The sequence below is a fragment of the Xanthobacter wiegelii genome, from assembly GCF_043193855.2.
Taxonomy (GTDB): Bacteria; Pseudomonadota; Alphaproteobacteria; order Rhizobiales; family Xanthobacteraceae; genus Xanthobacter; species Xanthobacter flavus_A.
This window is the reverse complement of the sequence record NZ_CM195529.1, coordinates 683486-706050: the sequence shown is the minus strand read 5'-3', so window position 1 is coordinate 706050 and position 22565 is coordinate 683486. Positions and strand designations below refer to the sequence as shown.

22 protein-coding genes are annotated in these 22565 nt (G+C 67.6%); 8 read left to right on the top strand and 14 right to left on the bottom strand.

Going from position 1 to position 22565, the window contains the following annotated elements; genetic code table 11:
- Nucleotides 1–61: 61 nt before the first annotated feature.
- The 4 genes from murJ to ispH form a co-directional block, all read right to left on the bottom strand.
- Complete coding sequence (gene murJ / locus V5F63_RS03205) at nucleotides 62–1615, bottom strand: murein biosynthesis integral membrane protein MurJ (protein ID WP_394101563.1); 1554 nt, start codon at nucleotides 1613–1615, stop codon at nucleotides 62–64.
- Nucleotides 1616–1802: 187 nt separating this feature from the next.
- The gene (gene rnhA / locus V5F63_RS03200; protein WP_394101562.1) at nucleotides 1803–2258 is read right to left on the bottom strand and encodes a ribonuclease HI; all 456 of its coding nucleotides are present in this window, start codon (nucleotides 2256–2258) and stop codon (nucleotides 1803–1805) included.
- The gene (gene thrB / locus V5F63_RS03195; protein WP_394101561.1) at nucleotides 2255–3220 is read right to left on the bottom strand and encodes a homoserine kinase; all 966 of its coding nucleotides are present in this window, start codon (nucleotides 3218–3220) and stop codon (nucleotides 2255–2257) included. Before thrB ends, rnhA begins: the two co-directional genes overlap by 4 nt.
- Before the next feature lie 3 nt (nucleotides 3221–3223).
- The gene (ispH, locus tag V5F63_RS03190) at nucleotides 3224–4228 is read right to left on the bottom strand and encodes a 4-hydroxy-3-methylbut-2-enyl diphosphate reductase (protein WP_209487676.1); all 1005 of its coding nucleotides are present in this window, start codon (nucleotides 4226–4228) and stop codon (nucleotides 3224–3226) included.
- A 253-nt stretch (nucleotides 4229–4481) separates the two neighbouring features.
- Between ispH and V5F63_RS03185 the strand changes: the two genes are divergently transcribed.
- Nucleotides 4482–5186 carry a DUF1013 domain-containing protein gene (locus V5F63_RS03185; RefSeq protein WP_209487675.1) on the top strand — a complete coding sequence of 235 codons (705 nt, stop codon included), beginning with the start codon at nucleotides 4482–4484 and terminating at the stop codon, nucleotides 5184–5186.
- Between the two features lie 82 nt (nucleotides 5187–5268).
- Here the strand turns inward: V5F63_RS03185 and V5F63_RS03180 are convergent, their stop codons facing one another.
- Entirely contained in the window at nucleotides 5269–6099 is an 831-nt protein-coding gene (locus tag V5F63_RS03180; protein ID WP_209487674.1) for a universal stress protein, read from the bottom strand.
- Nucleotides 6100–6442: 343 nt separating this feature from the next.
- Here V5F63_RS03180 and V5F63_RS03175 point away from each other — a divergent pair, with 343 nt between their 5' ends.
- A complete protein-coding gene (locus V5F63_RS03175) occupies nucleotides 6443–7477 on the top strand; it encodes a glycosyltransferase family 2 protein (protein WP_209487673.1) in 1035 nt (344 codons plus the stop codon).
- Nucleotides 7474–8322, top strand: coding sequence for a ChbG/HpnK family deacetylase (locus V5F63_RS03170; protein ID WP_394101560.1), 849 nt, complete (start codon nucleotides 7474–7476; stop codon nucleotides 8320–8322). Before V5F63_RS03175 ends, V5F63_RS03170 begins: the two co-directional genes overlap by 4 nt.
- Before the next feature lie 64 nt (nucleotides 8323–8386).
- On the opposite strand, the gene V5F63_RS03165 is transcribed toward V5F63_RS03170, so the two are convergent.
- The 3 genes from V5F63_RS03165 to V5F63_RS03155 form a co-directional block, all read right to left on the bottom strand.
- Entirely contained in the window at nucleotides 8387–9031 is a 645-nt protein-coding gene (locus V5F63_RS03165) for a CoA transferase subunit B (protein ID WP_209487671.1), read from the bottom strand.
- A complete protein-coding gene (locus V5F63_RS03160; RefSeq protein WP_209487670.1) occupies nucleotides 9031–9744 on the bottom strand; it encodes a CoA transferase subunit A in 714 nt (237 codons plus the stop codon). The genes V5F63_RS03165 and V5F63_RS03160 overlap by 1 nt, the downstream gene beginning before the upstream one ends.
- An 88-nt stretch (nucleotides 9745–9832) precedes the next feature.
- Nucleotides 9833–10600 carry a glucose 1-dehydrogenase gene (locus V5F63_RS03155; protein WP_394101559.1) on the bottom strand — a complete coding sequence of 256 codons (768 nt, stop codon included), beginning with the start codon at nucleotides 10598–10600 and terminating at the stop codon, nucleotides 9833–9835.
- 255 nt (nucleotides 10601–10855) lie between these two features.
- Between V5F63_RS03155 and V5F63_RS03150 the strand changes: the two genes are divergently transcribed.
- Nucleotides 10856–11701: an N-acetylmuramoyl-L-alanine amidase gene (locus tag V5F63_RS03150; RefSeq protein ID WP_394101558.1), complete on the top strand. Its 846-nt coding sequence runs from the start codon at nucleotides 10856–10858 to the stop codon at nucleotides 11699–11701.
- A gap of 3 nt (nucleotides 11702–11704) precedes the next feature.
- Here the strand turns inward: V5F63_RS03150 and V5F63_RS03145 are convergent, their stop codons facing one another.
- From V5F63_RS03145 to uvrC, 4 genes are all read right to left on the bottom strand, one after another.
- On the bottom strand, nucleotides 11705–12175 hold the full coding sequence (locus tag V5F63_RS03145; protein WP_209487667.1) for a molybdenum cofactor biosynthesis protein MoaE: 471 nt from the start codon (nucleotides 12173–12175) through the stop codon (nucleotides 11705–11707).
- Nucleotides 12176–12180: 5 nt separating this feature from the next.
- A complete protein-coding gene (gene moaD / locus V5F63_RS03140) occupies nucleotides 12181–12432 on the bottom strand; it encodes a molybdopterin converting factor subunit 1 (RefSeq protein WP_209487666.1) in 252 nt (83 codons plus the stop codon).
- A complete protein-coding gene (gene pgsA, locus V5F63_RS03135) occupies nucleotides 12429–13070 on the bottom strand; it encodes a CDP-diacylglycerol--glycerol-3-phosphate 3-phosphatidyltransferase (protein WP_394029589.1) in 642 nt (213 codons plus the stop codon). The genes moaD and pgsA overlap by 4 nt, the downstream gene beginning before the upstream one ends.
- Before the next feature lie 100 nt (nucleotides 13071–13170).
- Entirely contained in the window at nucleotides 13171–15456 is a 2286-nt protein-coding gene (gene uvrC, locus V5F63_RS03130) for an excinuclease ABC subunit UvrC (RefSeq protein ID WP_209487665.1), read from the bottom strand.
- 277 nt (nucleotides 15457–15733) lie between these two features.
- Between uvrC and V5F63_RS03125 the strand changes: the two genes are divergently transcribed.
- The 4 genes from V5F63_RS03125 (at nucleotide 15734) to V5F63_RS03110 (ending at nucleotide 19820) form a co-directional block, all read left to right on the top strand.
- On the top strand, nucleotides 15734–16339 hold the full coding sequence (locus tag V5F63_RS03125; protein WP_209487664.1) for an outer membrane protein: 606 nt from the start codon (nucleotides 15734–15736) through the stop codon (nucleotides 16337–16339).
- 247 nt (nucleotides 16340–16586) lie between these two features.
- Complete coding sequence (locus tag V5F63_RS03120; protein WP_209487663.1) at nucleotides 16587–17282, top strand: outer membrane protein; 696 nt, start codon at nucleotides 16587–16589, stop codon at nucleotides 17280–17282.
- 277 nt (nucleotides 17283–17559) lie between these two features.
- On the top strand, nucleotides 17560–18567 hold the full coding sequence (locus V5F63_RS03115) for a Gfo/Idh/MocA family protein (protein WP_209487662.1): 1008 nt from the start codon (nucleotides 17560–17562) through the stop codon (nucleotides 18565–18567).
- 98 nt (nucleotides 18568–18665) lie between these two features.
- The gene (locus V5F63_RS03110; protein ID WP_394101557.1) at nucleotides 18666–19820 is read left to right on the top strand and encodes a DegT/DnrJ/EryC1/StrS family aminotransferase; all 1155 of its coding nucleotides are present in this window, start codon (nucleotides 18666–18668) and stop codon (nucleotides 19818–19820) included.
- Nucleotides 19821–19920: 100 nt separating this feature from the next.
- Here the strand turns inward: V5F63_RS03110 and V5F63_RS03105 are convergent, their stop codons facing one another.
- The gene (locus V5F63_RS03105) at nucleotides 19921–21027 is read right to left on the bottom strand and encodes a polyamine ABC transporter substrate-binding protein (protein ID WP_209487660.1); all 1107 of its coding nucleotides are present in this window, start codon (nucleotides 21025–21027) and stop codon (nucleotides 19921–19923) included.
- A 107-nt stretch (nucleotides 21028–21134) separates the two neighbouring features.
- Complete coding sequence (locus tag V5F63_RS03100) at nucleotides 21135–22538, bottom strand: glutamine synthetase family protein (protein ID WP_209487659.1); 1404 nt, start codon at nucleotides 22536–22538, stop codon at nucleotides 21135–21137.
- Between the last annotated feature and the right edge of the window lie 27 nt (nucleotides 22539–22565).

The window sequence follows — 22565 nt, the reverse complement described above, 5'->3', positions numbered from 1 at the left end:
GCGCGGGTGCGTTGCAAAAGAGACGATTTGTTGACCGTCCATTTGGAACGGCTCCAGCGGATCAGGCTTTTGGCGGCGCAGGCCTCCTGCGGCCGATGACGCCCGCGATGAATCCGCGCCCGAGCAGCAGCCACAGGCCGGCCAGATAGGCGGCGCCGCCGCCCGTCACCACCAGCGCCAGCATGATCTCCTCGCGCGCCCACAGGCCGGCCGGCAGCGCCGCCGCGGCCGCCGCCTGCGCCCCCACCAGCGCCGCGCCCACCACCACAAGCAACGCCGCGAGCCGCACCAGATGGCCCCCGAGCGCCGCATCGCCCACCGGATAGCCCCGGCGGATGGCGAACAGCACCAGCAGTCCGACATTCAGCCAGCCGCCCACGGCGGTGGCGAAGGCGAGCCCCACCTGCGCGAGGCTGCCCATGAGCGCGAACTTGAGCGCCACGTTGAGCGCGACGGCGCTGAGGGACGCGATCATGGGCGTCTTGGTGTCGCCCCGTGCATGGAAGGGCGCGATGAAGGCGCGGACCACCACGAAGGCGAGAAGGCCGAAGCCGTAGGCCCGAAGCGTCGCGGCCGCATCCGCCGCATCGGCCACCGTGAAGGCGCCACGGGCGAACAGCGCCCGCATGGTCAGGTCCGGCACGAGAAGGGCCGCGGCAACGAACGGGATGGCGAGTAGCGCCGCCAGTTCGATGGAGCGCGCCTGCGCGTGCGCGGCGCCCGCATCGTCCTTGGCGGCGAGGCGCCGCGACATCTCCGGCAGCAGCACGGTGCCGACCGCGATGCCGACCACGCCGATGGGCAGTTGGTTGATCCGGTCCGCGTAATAGAGCGCGGAGAGCGCGCCCACCGGCAGGAAGGTGGCGATGATGGTGTCGGCGAACAGCGCGATCTGCACCCCGGCCGAGCCGATGATGGCCGGCCCAAGCGCCTTGAGGAACTGCCGGGTGCCCGGATCGAGCTTCGGCCGGGCGAAGCGCAGCCCGATGCCGTGCCGCTCCGCATCCACCCCCACGACGAACAGCTGCGCCACGCCCGAGATGAGCACGCCCCAGGCCGCCGCATGGCCGGCGGTGGGGAACAGCGCCGCACCTAGCAGGGTGCTCACCATGCACACGTTCAGCAGGATGGGCGCGGCGGCCGCGACGGCGAAGCGGTCGGAGGCATTGAGCGCGCCCGTCACCAGCGTCGCGATGGAGATGAGCGCCAGATAGGGGAAGGTGATGCGGGTGAGCGTGACCGCGAGGTCGAAGCGTTGGCCATCCTCGGCGAGGCCCGGCGCCAGCAGCGAGACGAACTGCGGCGTGAAGCCCAGCGCCAACGCCAGCAGCACCAAATGCACCAGCGTCATGGCGGTGAGGATCTCGTCGGCGAACCCACGCGCCACCGGCACCCCGTCCTGCTCCCTGAGCCGGGCATAGGTCGGCACGAAGGCGGCGTTGAAGGCCCCTTCGGCGAAGATGGCGCGGAAATGGTTCGGCAGACGGAAGGCGATGAGGAAGGCGTCGGCCACCGGCCCGGCGCCGAGCACCGCCGCCATCACCACGTCGCGGATGAAGCCGGCGAGGCGCGAGAGCAGCGTCAGGCCGCCGACGGAGAGAATGTTGCGGAACATGGGGTGCGGGCGGCCGGCGGTCTGGCGAAGGGGTGGCCGGACCCTAATGGCCCGCGCGCGGCAAGGAAAGCCTCAGCCCGCCACGTTGCATCGCCCCCGGTCGGAAAGGTGAGCGGGTCGGAAAGCTCGGCCATGGTGAGGCTTGCCGCGATCTCCCGCAGGCCGGAGCCGGCCAAGCAGCAGCCCCCTACCCGCCGAGGCGGGCCTTCAGCTTGAACGGGGCCATGCCCTCGCGGGCGAGTTCGTCGGCGCGCTCGTTCTCGGCGTGGCCGGCGTGGCCCTTCACCCAGTGCCAGCGGATCTCGTGCCGCTTGAGCGCCTCGTCCAGCCGCTCCCAGAGGTCCTGGTTCTTCACCGGCTTCTTGTCGGCGGTGCGCCAGCCGTTGCGCTTCCAGCCGTGCATCCACTTGGTGACGCCGTTCCTCAGGTACTCGCTGTCGGTGTGGAGATCGACCGCGCACGGCTCCTTGAGTGCCTCAAGGGCAGAGATGGCGCCCATCAGCTCCATGCGGTTGTTGGTGGTCAGCCCTTCGCCGCCGCAGAGCGGCTTCTCGTGCGCGCCGAAGCGCAGCAGCGCGCCCCAGCCGCCGGGGCCGGGATTGCCGGAGCAAGCCCCATCGGTGAAGATTTCCACGGACTTCATGCGGCGAGACCGTAATCCTGCGCCCGCTCCACCGCCTGGTGGAAGCGCAGCTTCTTCAGATATTCCAACGGGTCCTTGGGCCGCACCAGCGCCCCTTCCGGAACGTTCAGCCAGTCCACGAGGCGGGTCAAAAGGAAGCGCAGGGCGGCACCGCGGGCGAGGCGCGGCAGCGCCGCCTTCTCGGGCTCGGACAGAGGCCGCACGGCTTCATAGCCGGCAAGCAGCGCCCGCCCCTTGGTGACGTTGTAGGCCCCATCCGCCTCGAAGCACCAGGCATTCAGGCAGATGGCCACGTCATAGGCGAGGAAGTCCGTGCAGGCGAAATAGAAGTCGATGATCCCCGAGAGTGCGTCGTCGAGGAAGAAGGCGTTGTCCGGGAAGAGATCGGCATGGATCACGCCCGAAGGCAGGTCCTGCGGCCAGCCCGTCTCCAGCACGGCAAGCTCGGCCGCGACCGTGGCGGACAGGCCCGGCGCCACCGTGTCCGCCGCCGCGCCGGCCGCCTCGAACAGCGGCCGCCAGCCCGCTACGGACAGGGCATTCGCCCGCTTCAGCGGAAAATCAGCACCGGCCAGATGCAACTGGGCAAGGCCCCGTCCAAGCTCTGCGCAATGGTGGGCGGTGGGACGGCGCACCGAGACGCCCGGCAGGAACGTGACCATCGCCGCCGGCCGCCCCGCGACTTCCGCGAGGATCGCGCCGGAGCGCGCCGCCACCGGCTCCGGGCAGGAGAGCCCGCGCGCGGCGAGGTGCTGCATGAGGCCGACGAAAAACGGCAGATCCTCGCGCTTCACCCGCTTCTCGTAGAGGGTGAGGATGAAGCTTCCGGTGGTGGTCTGGACCAGGAAGTTGGAATTCTCCACCCCCTCGGCGATGCCGTGGAAGGAGGTCAGCGTGCCGATGTCGTAGCCGGAGAGGAAAGCCTCAAGCTCGGCCGGCGCCACATCCGTATAGACCGCCACGCTCTACTCCGCCGCCGCGTCGGGCCGCAGCACGCGCGGCAGGGGAAAAAAGACGTCTTCTTCCGAGGAGGTCACGGTCTCCACGTGCACGTCGTAGCGCGCTGCGAAGGCGTCGATGATCTCCTCCACCAGCACTTCCGGGGCCGACGCACCGGCGGTGACGCCGAGGCTGGAGAGGCCGGAGAATACGGACCAGTCGATGTCGGCCGCCCGCTGCACCAAAGCCGAGCGGGGGCATCCGGCCCGTTCCGCTGCCTCGCGCAGGCGCTGGGAATTGGAGGAATTGGGTGCGCCCACCACGATCAGCGCATCCACCTTCGGCGCGATGACCTTCACGGCCTCCTGCCGGTTGGTGGTGGCGTAGCAGATGTCTTCCTTGTGCGGCTCGGAAAGCTTCGGAAAGCGCCGGCGCAGGATGGCGACCATTTCCGCCGTGTCGTCCAGCGACAGGGTGGTCTGCGTCACATAAGCGAGATTTTCAGCGTCCGGCGGCGTCACCCGCTCGGCCTCCTCGGCCGTCTCGATCAGCGTAAACGCGCCGTCCGGCAGTTGGCCGATGGTGCCCACAACCTCCGGATGGCCCTTGTGGCCGATGAGCAGGATGTGACGGCCCCGCTTGAAGTGGACCTGCGCCTCGCGATGCACCTTGGTGACCAGCGGGCAGGTGGCGTCGATGGCGAAGAGGTTGCGGCCTGCGGCCTCCTCCGGCACCGACTTCGGCACGCCGTGTGCGGAGAAGATGACCGGCGCTGTGGTGTCCGGAACCTCGTCGAGCTCCTCCACGAAGATGGCGCCCTTTCGCTTCAGGTCTTCCACCACGTATTTGTTGTGCACGATCTCGTGCCGCACATAGACCGGCGCACCATAGAGCTTGAGCGCCTGCTCCACGGCATCGATGGCGCGGACCACGCCGGCGCAGAAGCCGCGCGGCGCCGCGAGAAGGACTTTCAGCGGCGGCCTTTCGGCGGGCGCGGCATCATGGTCGGGCACGATGGGAGTGTCGGACATGGCGCGAATTGGCGACCTCCTTTGGCCGGTGTCAAGCTTCGGCGGCGAATTCCTGGCCCGGCACGCCACGGCAATTGCAACTTCTGCCCCGTCGCCTTATGTTGGCGCTATCCCGGACACATGCGATGCATTCCGCGGTCCGCCCCGAAGCCGGGGTGGCCAGGCGAAGACGCATATGCCCGGCCCATTCTTTCCATGACCGGCGCGTCCCAGTCCGACGGGCCCGATAGACCAACAAGCCGAAGAGGCCGTCATGTCGAACGTACCTTTGATGCCCAAGGCCACCGCCGTCTGGCTCGTGGACAATACGGCGCTCTCCTTCGAGCAGATCGGCGACTTCTGCAAGCTCCACCCGCTTGAGGTGAAGGGCATCGCCGACGGCGAGGTGGCGCAGGGGATCAAGGGGCTCGACCCCATCTCCACCGGCCAGCTCTCCCGCGACGAGATCACCCTCGCGGAGAAGGACCACAACCGGCGGCTCCGCCTGCTCGACCCCAAGGTGCGCCTGCCCGAGCAGAAGAAGCGTCGCGGCCCGCGCTATACCCCGGTGTCGCGTCGCCACGACCGGCCCAACGCCATCCTCTGGCTGCTGCGCAACCATGCCGAGCTGAAGGACGCGCAGATCATCCGTCTGGTCGGCACGACCAAGGCGACCATCCAGTCCATCCGTGACCGGACCCACTGGAATTCGCCCCAGCTCTCCCCCATGGACCCGGTGACGCTCGGCCTGTGCAGCCAGATCGACCTCGACCTGGAAGTCCAGCGCGCCGCCAAGGACCGTCCGGCCACCGCCGGCCATGAGGATCGCGGCGCCACCCTGCTGCCCGCCGATGTGACCACCGGCCATGACGAGCATGAGGAAGAGCCGCGCAAGGGGCGCGAGAGCCTCGACCTCGAGACCGTGTTCGCCAAGCTCGGCGGCTCCAAGAAGAACGAGGCCGAGGACGACGAGGACTGATCCTCGCCCGGACACCTCTGTGCATACGAAAATGCCCCGGCCAAGGCCGGGGCATTTTTGTTTCGGTCCGGTCTGAGCGGCCTCAGTGGGCCATCAGCACCGGGACCGTCATGGTGTTGAGGATTTCCCGCGTGACGCCGCCGATGATCATCTCGCGCAGGCGGGAATGGTTGTAGCCGCCCATGACCACGAGGTCGGCGCCCTGGTCGGAAACCTCGTTCAGAATGGCCGAGGCCACGGATTCACCCGAGCCAACGGGCAACTTCCGCACGGTGGCGGTCAGGCCATGGCGCGACAGATGGCGGGCCACGTCCGCACCGGCGACGTCCTCGTCGTCGGGATGGGTGACCACGCGGAAAATCTCCACCACCTTGGTGCGGTGCAGCAGGGGCAGGGCCTCGGCAAGGGCGCGCGCGGCCGGGCGGCTGCCGTCCCAGGCCACCACCGCCCGCTCGGCGGTGAAGGGCTTGGTCTGCACGTAGGGCACGACGAGCACGGCGCGGCCGGACTCCATCAGCACCGTCTCGGAGATCACCTCTTCCGGGCCGGGCCGGTCGGGATCGGGCTGGGCAACGACCGTGAGGTCATAAAGCCGCGCCAGTTCCGCGAAGCTGTTGGCGGCGACCCCAAGCGAGGCGGACAGGCTGCGCACCTCGTGCGACAGGCCCGCGGCCGCGGCGGCGGCGGAGAAGCGCGCAGCCGCCTTTTCGGCGGCGGCCTGGTTCTCCAGCACCTGGGCATCGATGAAGTCTGTCGGCAGAGCGCCCATGTAAAAGGGCGGCACGTCGATCTCATAGGCCACCGACAGGCCGGTGAGGTGCGCACCGAAGCTGGCGGCAAGGCTCGCCGCGTAGTCGCAGGCGACGTCCGTCTCGACCCCTTGGGCGAGATTGACCAGAATGTCGCGAATCATATGGGAAGGCCCCCGTTCGGCCGTTTGAACGACGCGACCTTACCCTAAACTCGCCCAAAGTCTCAGGTCTTGATGTGGCGCAATCGGCTCCGGTCTTCGGGGCCGCGTGAGCGCGGCAGGAAATGACCGGATCAGGCCCATGCACCCCAGAAATGACGACGCGGCCGCTTTGGGGGAAAGCGGCCGCGCCAATGGCACGATCACTTGGGGGGGATGATCGCGCTGATGAGGAAACGCCGGCTTCGACCTGCGGTTCCCGCCCATCCAAAAAATTTTTGCGCAAATTCGCGCAGGCCCGGCTACATGCGGTTTCAATCCCCGGCGCGGGATCGATGGCAGTATCATGACACCAGACTTGAGCATCGTAATACCGCTCTATAATGAGGCGGCCGGCCTGCCGGAGTTCCACGATCGCGTCACGTCGATCGCAGCGGCAGAGGCCGAGCGGCGCGGGATGCGGATCGAGATCGTCTATGTGGACGACGGCAGCCGCGACGGCTCAGCCGCGATCGCCGCGTCCCTCCCGCATGAACGGGTGGACGTGCAGGTGGTGGCGCTGAGCCGCAACTATGGCAAGGAAGCCGCCCTCATGGCCGGTCACGACCATGCGCGAGGCGACGCGGTGATGTTCATGGACGGCGACGGCCAGCATCCGCCGGAGATGATCCCGACCTTCATCGGCCTGTGGCGGGATGAGGGCTGGGACGTTGCCTATGCGGTGAAGGCGGATCGCTCCGACGAGGCCGCGAGCCGGCGCACCTTCGTGCGCATCTTCTACAGACTGCTGAATTTCGGCGCCGCCACGCCCATTCCCGAAGACGCGGCCGATTTCCGCATCCTGTCTCCGCGTGCCGCGGCGGCCTTGCGGCGGATGCCCGAGCGCAACCGCTTCTTCAAGGGACTGACCAGCTGGATCGGCTTCCGGCAGGTGGCCGTGCCCTATCGCCCGGCCGCCCGGGCGCATGGCTCGACCTCGTTCAATTTCCTGCGGCTGCTCGGCCTGTCCATGGAGGCTTTGACCTCCTTCTCCCCTGCCCCCCTCCGGCTCGCCGCCCTGTTCGGCGCGGCGCTGGCGGGCCTCGCCCTGTTTTACGGCGGCTGGATCGTGGTGGAGCGCCTGGTGTGGGGCATTCCCTTGCCCGGCTATCCGTCCATCGTCGTGGGCCTGATGGTGATCGGCGGCACGCAATTGCTGGTGATGGGGCTGATGGGCGAGTACATCGCCCGCATCCTGTCCGAGATCAAGGCGCGGCCGGTCTATTATGTGGCCGACCACGTCTTCAACCGCGCGCCCGAGGCGGGGCTAGAGCTGCCCGGGCATGGACAGGCGCAGGTGATTTCCCATCCGGCGGTGCTTGCCTCGCGGGGGGAGCCATGAAGCGCGTCATCCTCTGCGCCGACGACTACGCGATTTCTCCCGGAGTCTCCGAGGCCATCGCGGCGTTGATCGCCGATCGGCGGATCAACGCCACGTCAGTGATGACCGTGTTCGACGGCCTCGCCCCCGCCGCGCGGGCGCTCGACGATGCGGCGGCGGACACGGGCGCCAGCATCGGCCTGCATGTCACCCTCACCGGGGCCTTCGCGCCGTTGACCGCCGGCATGGCCGAGCCATCCGGCACCTTCGCCTCCCTGCCAAAGCTGCTGCTCTCGGCACTCTCGCGCCGGCTCGATGCCAAGGCGGTCGCGGCCGAGGTGGAGGCGCAGTTCGCCGCCTTCCACGACGCCTTTGGCCGCCCGCCGGACCATGTGGACGGCCACCAGCACGTCCATGTCCTACCGGTGATCCGGACGGCGGTGATTGCCGCCACCGCCCGCCACGCCCCCCACGCCTTCCTGCGGGACGTGACGCCCGCGCGCGGCGCGCTCAACGGCCTCGACATCAAGGGCCGGCTGATTGGCGCCTTCTCCGCCGGCTTCGCCCGCGATGCGGCCCGCGCGGGGCTCGCCACCAACCGGGGCTTCGGCGGCGCCTACGATTTCTCCGGCGACCATGATTTCGCGACGCTGCTCGGCCATTTCCTCGCCGGCGTCCCGGACGGCGGGCTGGTGATGGTCCATCCGGGCCGGGTGGACGACCCGCTCGTCGCCCGCGATCCCCTCACCCACCAGCGGGAGGTGGAATACGGCGTGCTGCGCGGGCCGCAGTGGCGCGCCATCCTCGATGCCGCCGACGTGAGCCTCGCTCTGCCGGATCTTGGTATCGCCAGAAAAGCCGCCTGAAGCTCCCCCAAACGAAAAAGGCGCCCCCGAGGGCGCCTTTCCGAACCGTTCTCGTGGCGCGCGATCAGGCGAGCCCGACCTCGAACTTCGCCTCGGTCTTGGCCTTGATCTCGTCGAGGGTGACGCCCGGCGCCAGTTCCTTCAGCACCAGCGTGCCGCCACGCTTGGTAAACTCGAACACGGCGAGGTCGGTGATCACGAAGTCGGTCACATGCGTCCCGGTGAGGGGCAGCGTGCAGCGCGTGACCAGCTTGGGCGCGCCGGACTTCTCCACATGCTCCATGAGCACGATGACTTCCTTGGCGCCGGCCACGAGGTCCATGGCGCCGCCCATGCCCTTCACCATCTTGCCGGGCACCATCCAATTGGCGATGTCGCCCTGCTCGGACACCTGCATGGAGCCGAGGATGGAGAGGTCCATGTGTCCGCCGCGGATCATGGCGAACGAATCGGACGAGGAGAAATAAGAGGTGTCCGGCACCTCGGTCACGGTCTGCTTGCCGGCATTGATGAGATCGGGGTCCTCCTCGCCCTCATAGGGGAAGGGGCCGATGCCGAGCATGCCGTTCTCGCTCTGGAAGCTCACGGTCATGCCGGGCGGCAGCGCGTTGGCGACGAGGGTGGGGATGCCGATGCCGAGGTTCACGTAGAAGCCGTCGCGGATCTGCTGGGCGGCGCGGGCCGCCATCTGCTCACGGGTCCAGGCCATCACTTCACCTCTTCACGCTTGCGGGTGGTCACCTTCTCGATTCGCTTCTCGGCGCCGACCTCGACCACGATGCGGTCCACATAGATGCCGGGGGTGTGGATGTTCTCGGGATCGAGCTCGCCGATCTCCACCAGTTCCTCCACCTCGACGACGGTGATCTTGCCGGCGGTGGCCATCATCGGATTGAAGTTCCGCGCGGTCTTCCGATAGATCAGGTTGCCTTCCTTGTCGGCCTTCCACGCCTTGATGATGGAGAGGTCGGCGACGAGGCCGGTCTCCAGCACGTAATGCTGGCCGTTGAACTCGCGGGTCGGCTTGCCCTCGGCGATGATCGTGCCGTAGCCGGTCTTGGTGTAGAAGCCGGCGATGCCGGCACCGCCGGCGCGGATGCGCTCGGCCAGCGTGCCCTGCGGGTTGAATTCCAGCTCCAGCTCGCCGCCGAGATAGAGCTTCTCGAACAGCTTGTTCTCGCCCACGTAGGACGAGATCATCTTCTTGATCTGGCCGTTGGCGAGCAGGATGCCGAGGCCGAAATCGTCCACGCCGCAATTGTTGGACACCACGGTGAGGTGCTTGGGGCCGAGATCGCGGATCGCCGCGATCAGGTTCTCGGCGATGCCGCACAGGCCGAAGCCGCCCGCCATGACCGTCATGCCGTCCGAAACGATGCCCTCCAGGGCACTCTTTGCGTCCGGATACACCTTGTGTCGCATCACTTCCTCCTGGGCGCTCCCTGGGGCGCTGGCATCGAGATGAACTTATTGGGACATGAGGCGAAGCGGAAGCGGGTCCGCAGCGCAATCAAAGCGAGGAGACGAGGTGGCCGCCGTCGACCACCAGCGTCGTGCCCGTCACGTAGGCAGAGGCATCGGAACTGAGGAACAGCAGCGGGCCCTCCAGATCAGCCAGAGCGCCGAGCCGCCGGGTGGGAATGCGCCGCACCAGCGCCTGCCCCGCCTCGGTGGCGAAGAAGTCGCGGTTGAGGTCGGTCTCCACATAGCCCGGGCACAAGGCATTGGCGCGGATGGAATGGCGCGCCCATTCCAGCGCCATGGACTTGGTGAGCTGCACCAGCGCCGCCTTGGATGCCGCATAGGCCGCCACCTGCCCGGCGACACGCAGACCGAGGATGGAGGCGACATTGATGATGGAGCCGCCGCTCTTCGCCTCGGCCATGGCCCGCGCCGCCGCCTGGGCGACGAGGAAGGAGCCCTTGAGGTTGGTGTCGATGATGCGGCCGAAATCCTCGGCCGTCTCGTCCATGAGCGGCGTGGTGCCGGTGACGCCGGCATTGTTCACGAGGATGTCGAGGCCTCCGAAAGCCTTGACCGTGGCGGCGACGGCGGCGGGCGCCGAGGCGGGGTCGGTCACGTCCAGGGCGACGGCGATCGCCGTGCCGCCGGCGGCGTTGATTTCGTCGGCGAGGGCGGCGCAGGCCTCGGCACGGCGCGCGGCGAGCGCGACCTTCGCGCCCGAGGCCGCCAGCCGGCCGGCGAAATACGCACCAAGACCGCCGGACGCTCCCGTCACCAACGCGGAGCGCCCGTCCAGCGAGACGCGGAAATCCATGAAGTTATTCCCGGTAACGTTTCTCTCACCTGCGCGGGGACCGTTTGCCGGTTCTTGAAAAGCGAGCGTCCGTTTTCATAGACGCGGCCGATGCCGCGGCGCAAGGGGTCCGGGGCGGAAGGGGGCCGGAGCGGAAGCGCTCAAGGCCGGACGGTGTGGCTGCCGGATCACGAACGCGACATATGCTTAAGATTGAGCTTACCATTTTATACACTTAATGATTGCATGGCCGTTGGGACGCAACAGGGGGCACCCATGGCTTTCACCATCGACCAACGTCACCGGCTGATCGAGAACGGCCGGCTCGTCACGCGGATCATGTCGCCCGCGCAGAACACCGGCGGCGCCTTCGCACGCCAGCCGTCGATCCTCATCATGCACTTCACCTACGGGGCTTCGGCGAAATCCAGCGCCGAGTGGTTTCGCGACGGCCCGAAAAAGGTCTCGGCGCACGTCGTGGTGGATCGCGACGGCACAGTCATCCAGTGCGTGGATTTCGACACGGCCGCCAATCACGCCGGGAAATCCTCCTGGGGCGGGCTCACGTCCTTCAACAACAAGTCGTTCGGGATCGAGCTCGCCAACTGGGGCTATCTCAAGCGCAGCGGGGCGGGCTGGTCATCCTATACGGGCGTGCCCATCCCCGAGCCGTTCATCGCCCCGCACAAGAATGGGAACCCCTACCTGCCCACGGATGCCCCCATCGGCTGGGAGCCCTATCCGCAGGCGCAGATCGCCACCGCCATGGGCATCGCGCGGGAGTTGGTGAAGACCTACAGGGTCGACACCATCCTCGGTCACGACGACATCGCCCGGGATCGCAAATGGGATCCCGGCCCGGCGTTCGACATGGCGCGCTTCCGCAATCAGCTGCTGGGCGACCGTGCCGTGGATGGGCCGAACACCCTGACCGTGCGCTCGCCTTCCGGCCTCAATCTGCGCAACGGACCCGGCGTCGGCTCCGGTGTGCTGGAGTTGCTCGCCGACGGCACCGTCGTGGAGCCCGTGGAGCGAAGCGGCAATTGGGTGATGGTGAATGTGCTCGACGAAGCCGGCATCGCGCAGAAGACCGGCTGGGTCCACGGCGCCTTCCTCGTGTGACCCCTACCCCCGCCAGCGGTCCGCGGCCGCGTCGTCGCTGGCCTTGGCCTCGACCCAGCCGGCGGGGCGGGCGGCATCGGCCGGCTCCTCCTTCTTCCAGAAGGGGGCGCTGGTCTTCAGCCAGTCCATCAGGAATTCGGCCGCGGCGAAGGCGGCGGCGCGGTGGGACGAGGCGGTGGCGACGAACACGATGGGATCGCCCGGCTCCAGCCGCCCGTGGCGATGCACGACGATGGCCCCGGTGAGCGGCCAACGGCGGCGCGCCTCTTCCAGGTGGCGCTCGATCTCTTCCTCCGCCATGCCGGGATAATGCTCCAGCGTCAGGGCGGCGAGGCCCGTCCCGTCCGGGCCGGTATCGGCGCGGCAGAGGCCGGTGAAGGTGACGATGGCGCCAACATCCGTCCGGCCGGCCGCCAGCGCGGCGCTTTCCGCAACGGCGTCGAAGGGCTCACGCTGGATGCGGACGGCGAACATGGGCCTCAGCCCCCGGTCATGGGCGGGAAGAAGGCCACCTCCCGCGCGCCGGCGATGGCGGCGTCGGGCTTCACATGGCGGCGGTCGATGGCGGCGCGCACGATGGCGGGATTGTCGAAGGCGTGGGCATGGGCCTCGTCCCGCCCCGCTAGCCATCGGGCGAGGTCGGAAACGGTGGCAACCTCGGCCGGAGGCGCAACGTCTTCCTCGGCAAGCCCCACGCGTTCGCGCAGCCAGGCGAAGTAGAGCACCTTCACCGCTCGTCCTCCACCAGATGGCGGGCGCCGGCGCGGAAATAATCGTAGCCGGTGTAGAGCGTGAGCACGGCCGAGATCCACAGGAGTGTCAGACCCACCAGCGTAACCCCCGGCAGCACCGCCTCGCCCGCCGTGCCGGTGATGAGGACGCCCACCGCGACGAGTTGGAGCGTCGTCTTCCACTTGGCGAGGCGCGAGACCGGGACGGACACCCGAAGCTCGGCCAGGAACTCACGCAGGCCGGAGACCAGGATCTCCCGGCACAGGATCACGATGGCCGCCCAGAGCGACCAGCCCCGGATGGTGCCGTCGGATGCGAGCATCAGCAGGCAGGTGGAGACGAGCAGCTTGTCGGCGATGGGATCGAGCATCCGCCCGATGGCGGATTGCTGCGACCAGGCGCGCGCCAGATAGCCGTCGAAGAAATCGGTGATGGCTGCCGCCACATAGATGAACAGCGCGACCCAGCGCAGCCACACCCCGCCGGCGAGGATATCCGACCAGAACAAGCTGGCGGCCACCAGCGGCACCGCCACGCAGCGCGAATAGGTGAGGATGTTCGGCAGCGACAGGGCATGCCCGCGTGAACGCCGCTCGGTCGCGGGCGGGGCATCGGATCGTGTCGCTGCGTCGGACATGAGCACCACTTGAGAAAGCACGGCGGCGATGGAGCGCATCGCGCCGGCCATCGTCCCTATTTAGGCCGGGCGGGCGGCCGGCGAAAGCCTCGATGGGATTTCATGATGAAGGTCGCTCGTGGAAATAATCGTACACCGCCTTGGCCGTACCGGCATTGATGCCCGCCACCTGTTCCAGATCGGCGAGCGAGGCGCGCTCGATGGCCTTGAGTGTGCCGAAGTGGCGCAGCAGCGCGCGCTTGCGGGTCGGACCCACCCCCGGAATGGCCTGAAGCCCGGCTTCCGTGATGTCCTTCTTGCGCCGCGCCCGGTGGGAGCCGATGGCGAAGCGGTGGGCCTCGTCGCGCAGCCGCTGGATATAATAAAGCACCGGATCGCGCGGCTCCATGCGGAACGGCGTGCGCCCGGGCAGGAAGAACTGCTCGCGCCCCGCCTCGCGGTCGAGCCCCTTGGCGATGCCCACCAATGGCACGTCGGTGATGCCCAGTTCCTCCAGAACCTTCCGCGCCGCATTGAGCTGGCCGAGGCCGCCGTCGATCAGCACGAGGTCCGGCCAGGGCGAGGCGCCGGTGGCGTCGGGCAGGGCGTCGGGCTCGTCTTCGCCCTCAGGCTCGACGGGCACCTCGGCAACGGCTGGGTCTTCACCCCTCACCCCGACCCTCTCCCGCAAGGGGAGAGGGGGCTCGAGCGGCTCTTCGACCACTGCGGTGGCCTCAATCGTTGCCGTATGGTCTTCGGTGTTCCCGCCCGTCACACCCGGAACGCCCTCTCCCCTCGCGGGAGAGGGCGGGGGTGAGGGGGATGCGGCTTCGGTGGCCGCAGCCATACCCTCCCGCGGCGCCTCCTTCAGCAGGCGGGCGAAGCGGCGGGTCAGCACCTCGCGCATCATGCCGAAATCGTCGCCCGGCACGAGATCGGCCGACTTGATGTTGAACTTGCGGTATTGCGCCTTCCGGAACCCTTCCGGCCCGGCCACGATCATGCCGCCCACCGCATTGGTGCCCATGATGTGGGAATTGTCGTAGACCTCGATGCGCTGCGGCGGCGCCTTGAGGCCGAAGGTGGCGGCGACGCCCTCCAGCAGCTTCGCCTGCGTGGCGCTCTCCGCCAGCGTGCGGGCCAGCGCCTCGCGGGCATTCTGCATCGCATGATCCACCAGATCGCGCTTTTCCCCGCGCTGGGGGACGGCGATCTCGACCCGGTAGCCGGCCTTCTCGGACAAGGCCTCGGCCAGAAGCTCCTGCTCCTCCACCTTGTGCGACAGCAGGAGAAGGCGCGGACACGGCTTGTCCTCGTAGAATTGGGCGAGGAAGGCGCCCAGCACCTCGGCCTCGCTCAGGGAGCGGTCGGCGCGGGGATAATAGGCGCGGTTGCCCCAGTTCTGGCCGGTGCGGAAAAAGAACACCTCCACGCAGGTGGCGCCGCCCTGCTGGTGGCAGGCGAACACGTCGGCCTCCTCCACCCCGCGCGGATTGATGCCCTGCGAGCCCTGCACGGCCGAGAGCGCGGCGAGACGGTCGCGCAACCGGGCCGCGCGCTCGAACTCCAGTTCCTCGGCGGCCTGCTCCATCTCCTTCGCCAGCTCTTCCTTGATGGCGCGGGAGCGGCCGGAGAGGAAGGCGCGGGCCTCGCGCACCAGCTCGGCATAGTCCTGGTGGCTCACCTCGCCGGTGCAGGGGCCGGAGCACCGCTTGATCTGGAAGAGAAGGCAGGGGCGCGTGCGGTTCTCGTAATAGCTGTCGGAGCAGGAGCGCAGCAGGAAGGCGCGTTCCAGCGCATTGATGGTGCGGTCCACCGCCCAGACGCTGGCGAACGGCCCGTAATAGTCGCCGGGCCGGTTGCGCGCGCCGCGATGCTTGGCGATCTGCGGCGAGACGTGATCGGCCGTGATGAGGATGTAGGGGAAGGATTTGTCGTCCCGCAGCAGCACGTTGAAGCGCGGCTTCAACTGCTTGATGAGGTTGGCCTCCAGCAGCAGCGCCTCGGGTTCGGTGCGGGTGGAGACGAACTCCATTTGCGCCGTCGCGGCGATCATGCGGGCGATGCGGTTGGTGTGGCCCACCGGGCGCGTGTAGCTGAGCACGCGCTTCCTGATGCTCTTGGCCTTGCCCACATAGAGCACGGTGCCGTCCGCCGCGATCATGCGGTAGACGCCCGGGCCGCCGGGCGCGTGCTTCACCGCGCGGACGATGGCGGCGCGCCCCGTGGCAAGGCTCTCCTCGCCGGGGACGGCCTCTTCCGCCGCGTCGATCTCGAGAAGGACGGCCTCTTCCGTCTCTTCGGACGTCCCCTCCCCCGCTCCGGGCGGCAAGGCTTCGCCTGGCGCATCGCCATCGGGACGGGCAAGGGCAATCTCGGGCGGGTCGGAGGGTCGGCGGCGGATCATGGAAGGGTATGTAATGCGCCGGGCGCCCGGAGGGAACGGCACGGCCTCGCCGCCTCTCTTCATCCGCCGTCAACCATAGGAAAATTCGAACGCGGGCCGGGACGCGCGACAGCTCCGCACAAGGCCAAAAATCCACATTCAGCGCAATGTCATAGATGGTTACCCCGGCATCAACCATGTGCGCGAAGGAGAGCAACCGCAGAGAAAGGGGCAAGTTTCCCCTGCGAGGGTGCGCGAAACGCCGGGCGCGACCGGCCGGACCCTCGGAGGGATGATCATGCGTATCCGTCTGCTTGCTTCCGCCGCTGCAGTGGCGGGCCTCGCTCTCGCCTCACCAGCCGGGGCGGCCGACCTCGGCTATCCGGCGCCCTATGCGCAGCCCGTCGCCGCCTTCACGTGGACCGGCTTCTATCTTGGCGCCAATGCCGGCTACGGCTGGGGCTCTTCCTCCTTCAGCAGCCCCGGCGGATTCCTGGGCGGCTTTCAGGCCGGCTACAATTTCCAGTTCGGCAGCCCCTTCGTGCTGGGCGTCGAGACTGATTTCGACTTCGCCGGCATGTCGGCCGGCGCCTACAGCCTGAACAATCTCGGCACTGTCCGGGCCCGCCTCGGCTATTCGTTCGACCGCGTGCTGGTCTACGGCACCGGCGGCTTCGCCTATGGCCAGGGCAGCGCGGATTTCTTCAGCCTGACCTCCTCCTCCACCCAGACCGGATGGACTTTAGGCCTCGGGGCGGAGGTAGGATTTGACCGGAATTGGTCCGCGAAGCTCGAATATCTTTATGTAGACTTGGGCAGCGCTACGTTTCCCACTGCAGTCGGTCCCGTTACTACTGGCTTTGACGCCAATATTCTTCGGGCTGGTGTGAATTATCGTTTCTAGCAGGGAACGTAACGTAAGGAAAAGAAATGCGGCAAAACATGGGAACCATCCCAAATCTGCCGCGTTTACGCGCCATTGTGTCGCGGAGATTAAGAAAAGTTAGGAAAAGGCCACATCTCTGCCCGGTTTGATTTTCCCGGTGTGGCCCGAACGCTACAGACGGCACCCAGCGGGGGCTGTAAGAAAGAACCACCCGACGGCGACCTCCTCCGGGAGGGGGCCGGCGAAACCACAAAGGTAGATACTCATGTTGAAGCGTGCACTTCTGGGCGCCACCGCCCTGGTTCTCCTCGCCGGCACCGCCTCCGCGGCCGACCTGGCCACCCGCTATCCGGTGAAGGCCGCCCCGATCCCCGTGCAGGTCTTCTCCTGGACCGGCTTCTATATCGGCGGCAACGTCGGCTGGGGCTGGGCTGACAACACCTACGACTACACCCCCTTCGCCTCCCCCACCTACAGCTACAACCCCGGCACCTCCAACGGTTTCACCGGCGGTCTGCAGATGGGCTACAACTACCAGTTCGTTAACAACGTCGTGCTCGGCGTCGAGACGGACTTCAACTGGGCCGACATCAACACCAGCGGCGTGCTCCTCGGCGGCCCGCTCGGCGGTGGCGTGATCGACCAGAAGGTCGACTACTTCGGCACCATCCGTGCCCGCCTCGGCTATGCGATGGACCGCTTCCTGCCGTACATCACCGGCGGCGTGGCCTATGCCAACACCAAGTACACCGACCCCTTCGGCTTCTCCGACAGCAACCTGAAGTGGGGCTGGACCGCCGGTGCTGGCCTCGAGTACGCCATCACCAACAACTGGACGGTCAAGGCCGAGTACCTGTACCTCGGCTTCGACAACAGCAAGACCAACTACTCCAACGGCGATCAGCTGTCCGTCGGCAGCAACATCCAGACCGCCCGCGTCGGTGTGAACTACAAGTTCTGATCCGAAGCACCCCCCTTGCAAACTGGCCCCCGGCATCGCCCGGGGGCCTTTTTGTTTGGGGGTGACGCCTTGAAGCGCCCCTGCGTTGCGGCTTCGGCTTCCGATGCGGCAGAGCGCCCGACGCAAGAGGCGGCGCTCCGCCCTTGCCGGGGCGGACCGGTAACACGGGGATGCAATTCTTGAACGGTGCCGGAGGCCGGATTTGACCCGCCTCCTCGCCTTCTTAACTACGATCGTGCTAGAGCGCGCAATGGTTGAACGGCAGAAGAGGGCTGAAATGGCTCATCCGGCAGCGCCCGCTCAGGAGCGCGCCTCGAACCGTCCGGTACGCATCGGCGTCACCGGCATCGGCATCATGGGATCGAATCACGCCCGCGTTCTGGCCGAGCTTCCCGGCGCGGAACTGGTCGCCGTGGCGGATCCCGACCAGGCTCAGGCCCAGCGGGTCGCCAATTTTCTCGGCTGCCAGGCGGTGGGCGACCATCGCGACCTCCTCGCCCTCGGCCTCGACGCGGTTGTGGTGGCGGCCCCCACCCACCTGCATCATCCCATCGCCCTCGACGTGATCGCCGCCGGCTGCTCGGTGCTGGTGGAAAAGCCTGTCGCCTCCACCACCGAGGAAGGCCGCGAGATCGTGGCCGCCGCCCGCGACAAGGGCGTCACCCTCATGATCGGTCATGTGGAGCGGTTCAACCCGGCGGTGCGTGCCATCAAGGATGCCATCCGGGACGAGAACCTTCTGTCCATCGCCATCACCCGCGTCGGCCCCTTTCCGCCCCGCATGTCCAATGTGGGCGTGGTGATCGACCTCGCGGTGCATGACATCGACCTGATTCGCTGGTTCACCGGCTCGGACATCCTGGAAGTGCAGCCGCAGACCCGCGCCGCCATCGCCGAGCGCGAGGACATCGCCCTGCTCCAGTTCCGCACCGCCACCGGCGCGCTGGCGCACATCAACACCAACTGGCTGACGCCCTTCAAGGCGCGCACGGTGCACGTCGCCACCTCCAAGAAATACGTGATCGGCGACCTGCTCACCCGCCAGGTGACCGAGCATTTCGACTATCGCCCCGACGGCTCCTACTCCACCCGGCACCTGCCGGTGGCCTATGCCGAGCCGCTGCGCGCCGAGCTTGAGAACTTCCTCTCCGCCGTGCGCACCGGCCGGCCGCCGGAAGTGACCGGCGAGGAGGGCGTGGCGAGCCTAGAGATCGCCATGTCGTGCCTGCCCGGTGCCGCCGCCTCAGCGCGGGGCTCCGCCACCAAGCGACGCGCGGTGGGCTGAGCCTGCCCTTGAACGTGCGGCCGCGCCGGCTCCAGGCCGGCGGGCGGGCGCGCGCCTGCGAAACGCCCGGCGACCGGGCCTTCTGAAACGGACCAGAGATGACCTCTCCCGCGTCGGGCGCCAGCGCCCCCATCGCCTTCATCGACCTTGCCGCCCAGCGCGCCCGCATTGGCCGCCGCGTGGACGACGCGGTGCAGGCGGTGCTCGCCTCCTGCCGCTTCATCAACGGCCCGGAAGTCACCGAGTTCGAGCAGAAGCTCGCCGCCTTCGCCGGAGCAAAATACGCTGTCTCCTGCTCCAGCGGGACGGATGCGCTGGCCCTGCTGCTCATGGCCTGGGGCGTGAAGGCGGGCGATGCCGTGTTCTGCCCGGCCTTCACCTTCTGCGCCACTGCCGAGGTGGTGCCGTGGGTCGGCGCCACGCCGGTGTTCGTGGACGTGAAGGAAGACACCTTCAACATGGACCCGGAGAGCCTGGAGCAGGCCATCCAGGTCGCCATCGAGCAGGGGCTGGAGCCGCGCGTGGTGATTCCGGTGGACCTGTTCGGCCAGCCCGCGGACTATGACGCGATCCTGCCGATCGCCGAGACCTATGGCCTCAAGGTTCTGTGCGACACCGCGCAGGGCTTCGGCGGCACCTGGAACAACCGGCGCACCGGCTCCATCGGCGACGCCACCGCCACCTCCTTCTTCCCCGCCAAGCCGCTCGGCGCTTACGGGGACGGCGGCGCCATCCTCACCGACAACGAGGAACTGGTGACCATCCTCAAGAGCCTGCGCGAGCACGGCCAGGGCGTGGACAAGTACCAGAACGTGCGCATCGGCATGACCGCCCGCCTCGATACGGTCCAGGCCGCCGTCCTGCTCGAAAAGCTCGCCATCTTCGAGGAGGAGATCGCGGCGCGCGAGAAGGTGGCGCGGCGCTACAATGAACTGCTCAAGGACGTGGCCGGCGTGCCGGTGGTGGACCCCCGCGCCACTTCAGTGTGGGCCCAATACACCATCAAGCTCGCCCCCGGCGTGCGCGACGGCCTCGCCGAGAAGCTGAAGGCCGAGGGCGTGCCCACCGCCGTCTACTACCGTCTGCCCATGCACCTGCAGCCGGCCTATCGCCACTATCCCTCCGCCGGCGCCATCCTGCCGGTGTGCGAGGCGCTGGCGGAAGAGGTCATCTCCCTGCCCATGCACGCCTATCTGGACGAGGCGACGCAGGACCGCATCGTCGACGCGGTGAAGCGGGGGCTGAAGGGCTGAGAGGCCCGCACGGCACACCACGAAAAAGGCCGCGGGAGATGCCTCTCGCGGCCTTTTCATTTTCAGATGCCAATGGGCTGGCGGGCGCTCCGCCTGCCGATCACTTCCCGCGCTTGAAGGTGTTCCAGGTCTTGGTGATGACCCGCTGCACCGGCGGCTCGTTGGTGGTGACGATGAAGAGGCGGTCGAAGACCTCCTTCGTCGGATAGATGGACGGGTTGTCCATGATCTCCTTGTCGATGAACTTCTGCGAGGCGAGGTTGCCGTTCGCGTAGGAGATGAAGTTGGTGTTCTTGGCCGCCACTTCGGGCTTCATCATGTAATTGATGAAAGCGAGGGCGTTGTCGATGTTCTTGGCGTCCTTCGGGATGGCGAAATTGTCGAACCACATGAGCGCGCCTTCCTTGGGCAGCACGTAGTCCACGTTCACCGGCTTCTTCTTGGTCTTCTTCGCGGCTTCCTGGGCGCGCGCCTTGGCCTGGTAGACGTCGCCCGACCAGCCGAGGGCGATACAGATGTCGCCACGGGCGAGGGCGTTGATGTAGCCCGAGCTGTCGAACTTCTTGATGAAGGGCCGGATGGTCATCAGCAGCTCGCCGGCCTTGGCGATGTCGTCCGGATTCTTGGAATTGGGATCAAGCCCCAAATACTTCATCGCGGTGGGGATGACCTCTTCCGGACCGTCCAGCACGTAGACGCCGCAGTCCTTCAGCTTGGAGAGGATTTCCGGCTTGAAAATGATGTCCCAGGTGTTGAGCGGGATGTCGCCAAGGCGCTCCTTCACCTTGTCCACGTTGTAGCCGATGCCGGTGGTGCCCCACATGTAGTTGACCGCATGGGCGTTGCCGGGGTCGTACACGGCGAGGCGCTGCGACACCTCGGGCCAGGCATATTGCAGGTTGGGGAGCTTGGCCTTGTCGAGGGGGATGAACACGCCCGCCTTGATCTGCCGCTGCAGGAAGGAGCCCGACGGCACCACCACGTCGTAGCCGGTCTTGCCCGCGAGCAGCTTCGTCTCCAGCACCTCGTTGCTGTCGAAGACGTCGTAGCGGACCTTGATGCCGGTTTCCTTGGTGAAATCTTCCAGCACGGTCGGATCGATATAGTCCGACCAGTTGAAGACGTTCAGGACCTTGTCCTGAGCCGTCGCCACGCCGGTAAGGCCGAGCGTGGCGACGACGACTGCAGCTAGCGTTTGGCGAAGCATCCGCCGTTCTCCTCTTGCGCGGGGCGGGCTTATCCTGCCGTCCCCGGTGGTGGAAGGCTATTGCGTCGCGGCACACCGCTCAACAGGAAACGGGTGCGCCGCGGTGCTCACAGGTAAGTGTCGTATTCGAGGGGCAGGATCTGCCGGGTGAAGGCGGCCAATTCCTCCCGCTTCATCACGCCATAGATGCGGCGATAGTCCTCGCCGAAGGCGCGGGCGATGAAGTCGGAGGCAAAAAAGCGCCGCACCGCCTCCTCCATGGAGGGCGAGAGCCGCTCTGCCTCATGCTCGTAGGCATTGCCCGAGAGCGGCGCCGGCGGCTCGATCTCCCGCTCCAGCCCCTCCAGCATGCCCGCGAGGATGCCGGCGAGCACGAGATGGGGATGGGCCTCCGCTCCGGCGATGCGATGCTCCAGCCGGCGGGCGGCGGGCGGCCCGTTGGGCACGCGCACGGCCACCGAGCGGTTGTCATAGCCCCAGCTGATGGACACCGGCGCGTAGGAGCCCGGCACGAGGCGGCGGTAGCCGTTGTAGCTCGGCACGAACAGAAGGGTGGAGTCCGCCATGGTCGCGAGAAGCCCGCCGGCGGCGTGCCGCAGCGCCCGGTCACCCACCCCGTCCGGCCGCGCGAAGAGATTGCCCCCGCCCGTTTCCATCAGGCTGACGTGGACATGCATGCCGTTGCCGGCGAAATCCACGAGGGGCTTGGCCATGAAGCTGGCGCGCAGGCCGTGGCGCCGGGCCACGCCGTCGATGAGCCGGCGCAGCAATATGGCGTCGTCCGCTGCCGCAAGGGCATCCACGCGGTGGTAGAGATTGACCTCGAACTGGCCGGGCGCGGCCTCGGAGATCACCGTGTCCGCCGGCAGCCCCTGCTGCTCGCAGGCGGCCCGCATGTCGTGCAGCACCGGCGCGAAGGCGTCGAGGTCGGACATGGAATACATGTTCTGCCGCGCCTGCCCGGTGACGGGAAACACCGGCTCCGGCGGCGCGCCCGGCACGTCGGACGGCTTCAGCAGGTAGAATTCCAGCTCGAAAGCGACGCAGGGGGCGAGGCCACGGGCGGTAAAACGGTCCACGATGCCGGCAAGCTGCTGGCGCGGATCGAGCTTCCACGGCGCGCCTTTGGCCGAGCCGTCCGGCTCGTGCATGGTGATGAGCACCTGCGCGGTGGGCCGCGGCGCCCAGGGCACCGGCTTGAGCGTGCCCGCCACCGGCCAGCACAGGCCGTCCTTGTCGCCGGTCTCCAGGTGGATCTCGGTCGCCTCCACCTCGCAGCCCCAGATGTCTAGGCCGAAGATGGAGAGGGGAATGGCGACCCCGTCCTTCCAGATCTTGGTGATGGACCGCCCGGGGATCCATTTGCCGCGCAGCACCGCTGATGTATCGGGCAAAAGAACTTCCACCACCTCCGGCTCGCCGTAGGTGGACAGATAGGCCGCAACCTCGTCGGCAGACTCTGCTGCGGCAGAGGCCTCCTCGGGTCGACGGCCGGGGATTGTGACCGGCATGATACTCCGTCTTCAAAAAAGCGACGT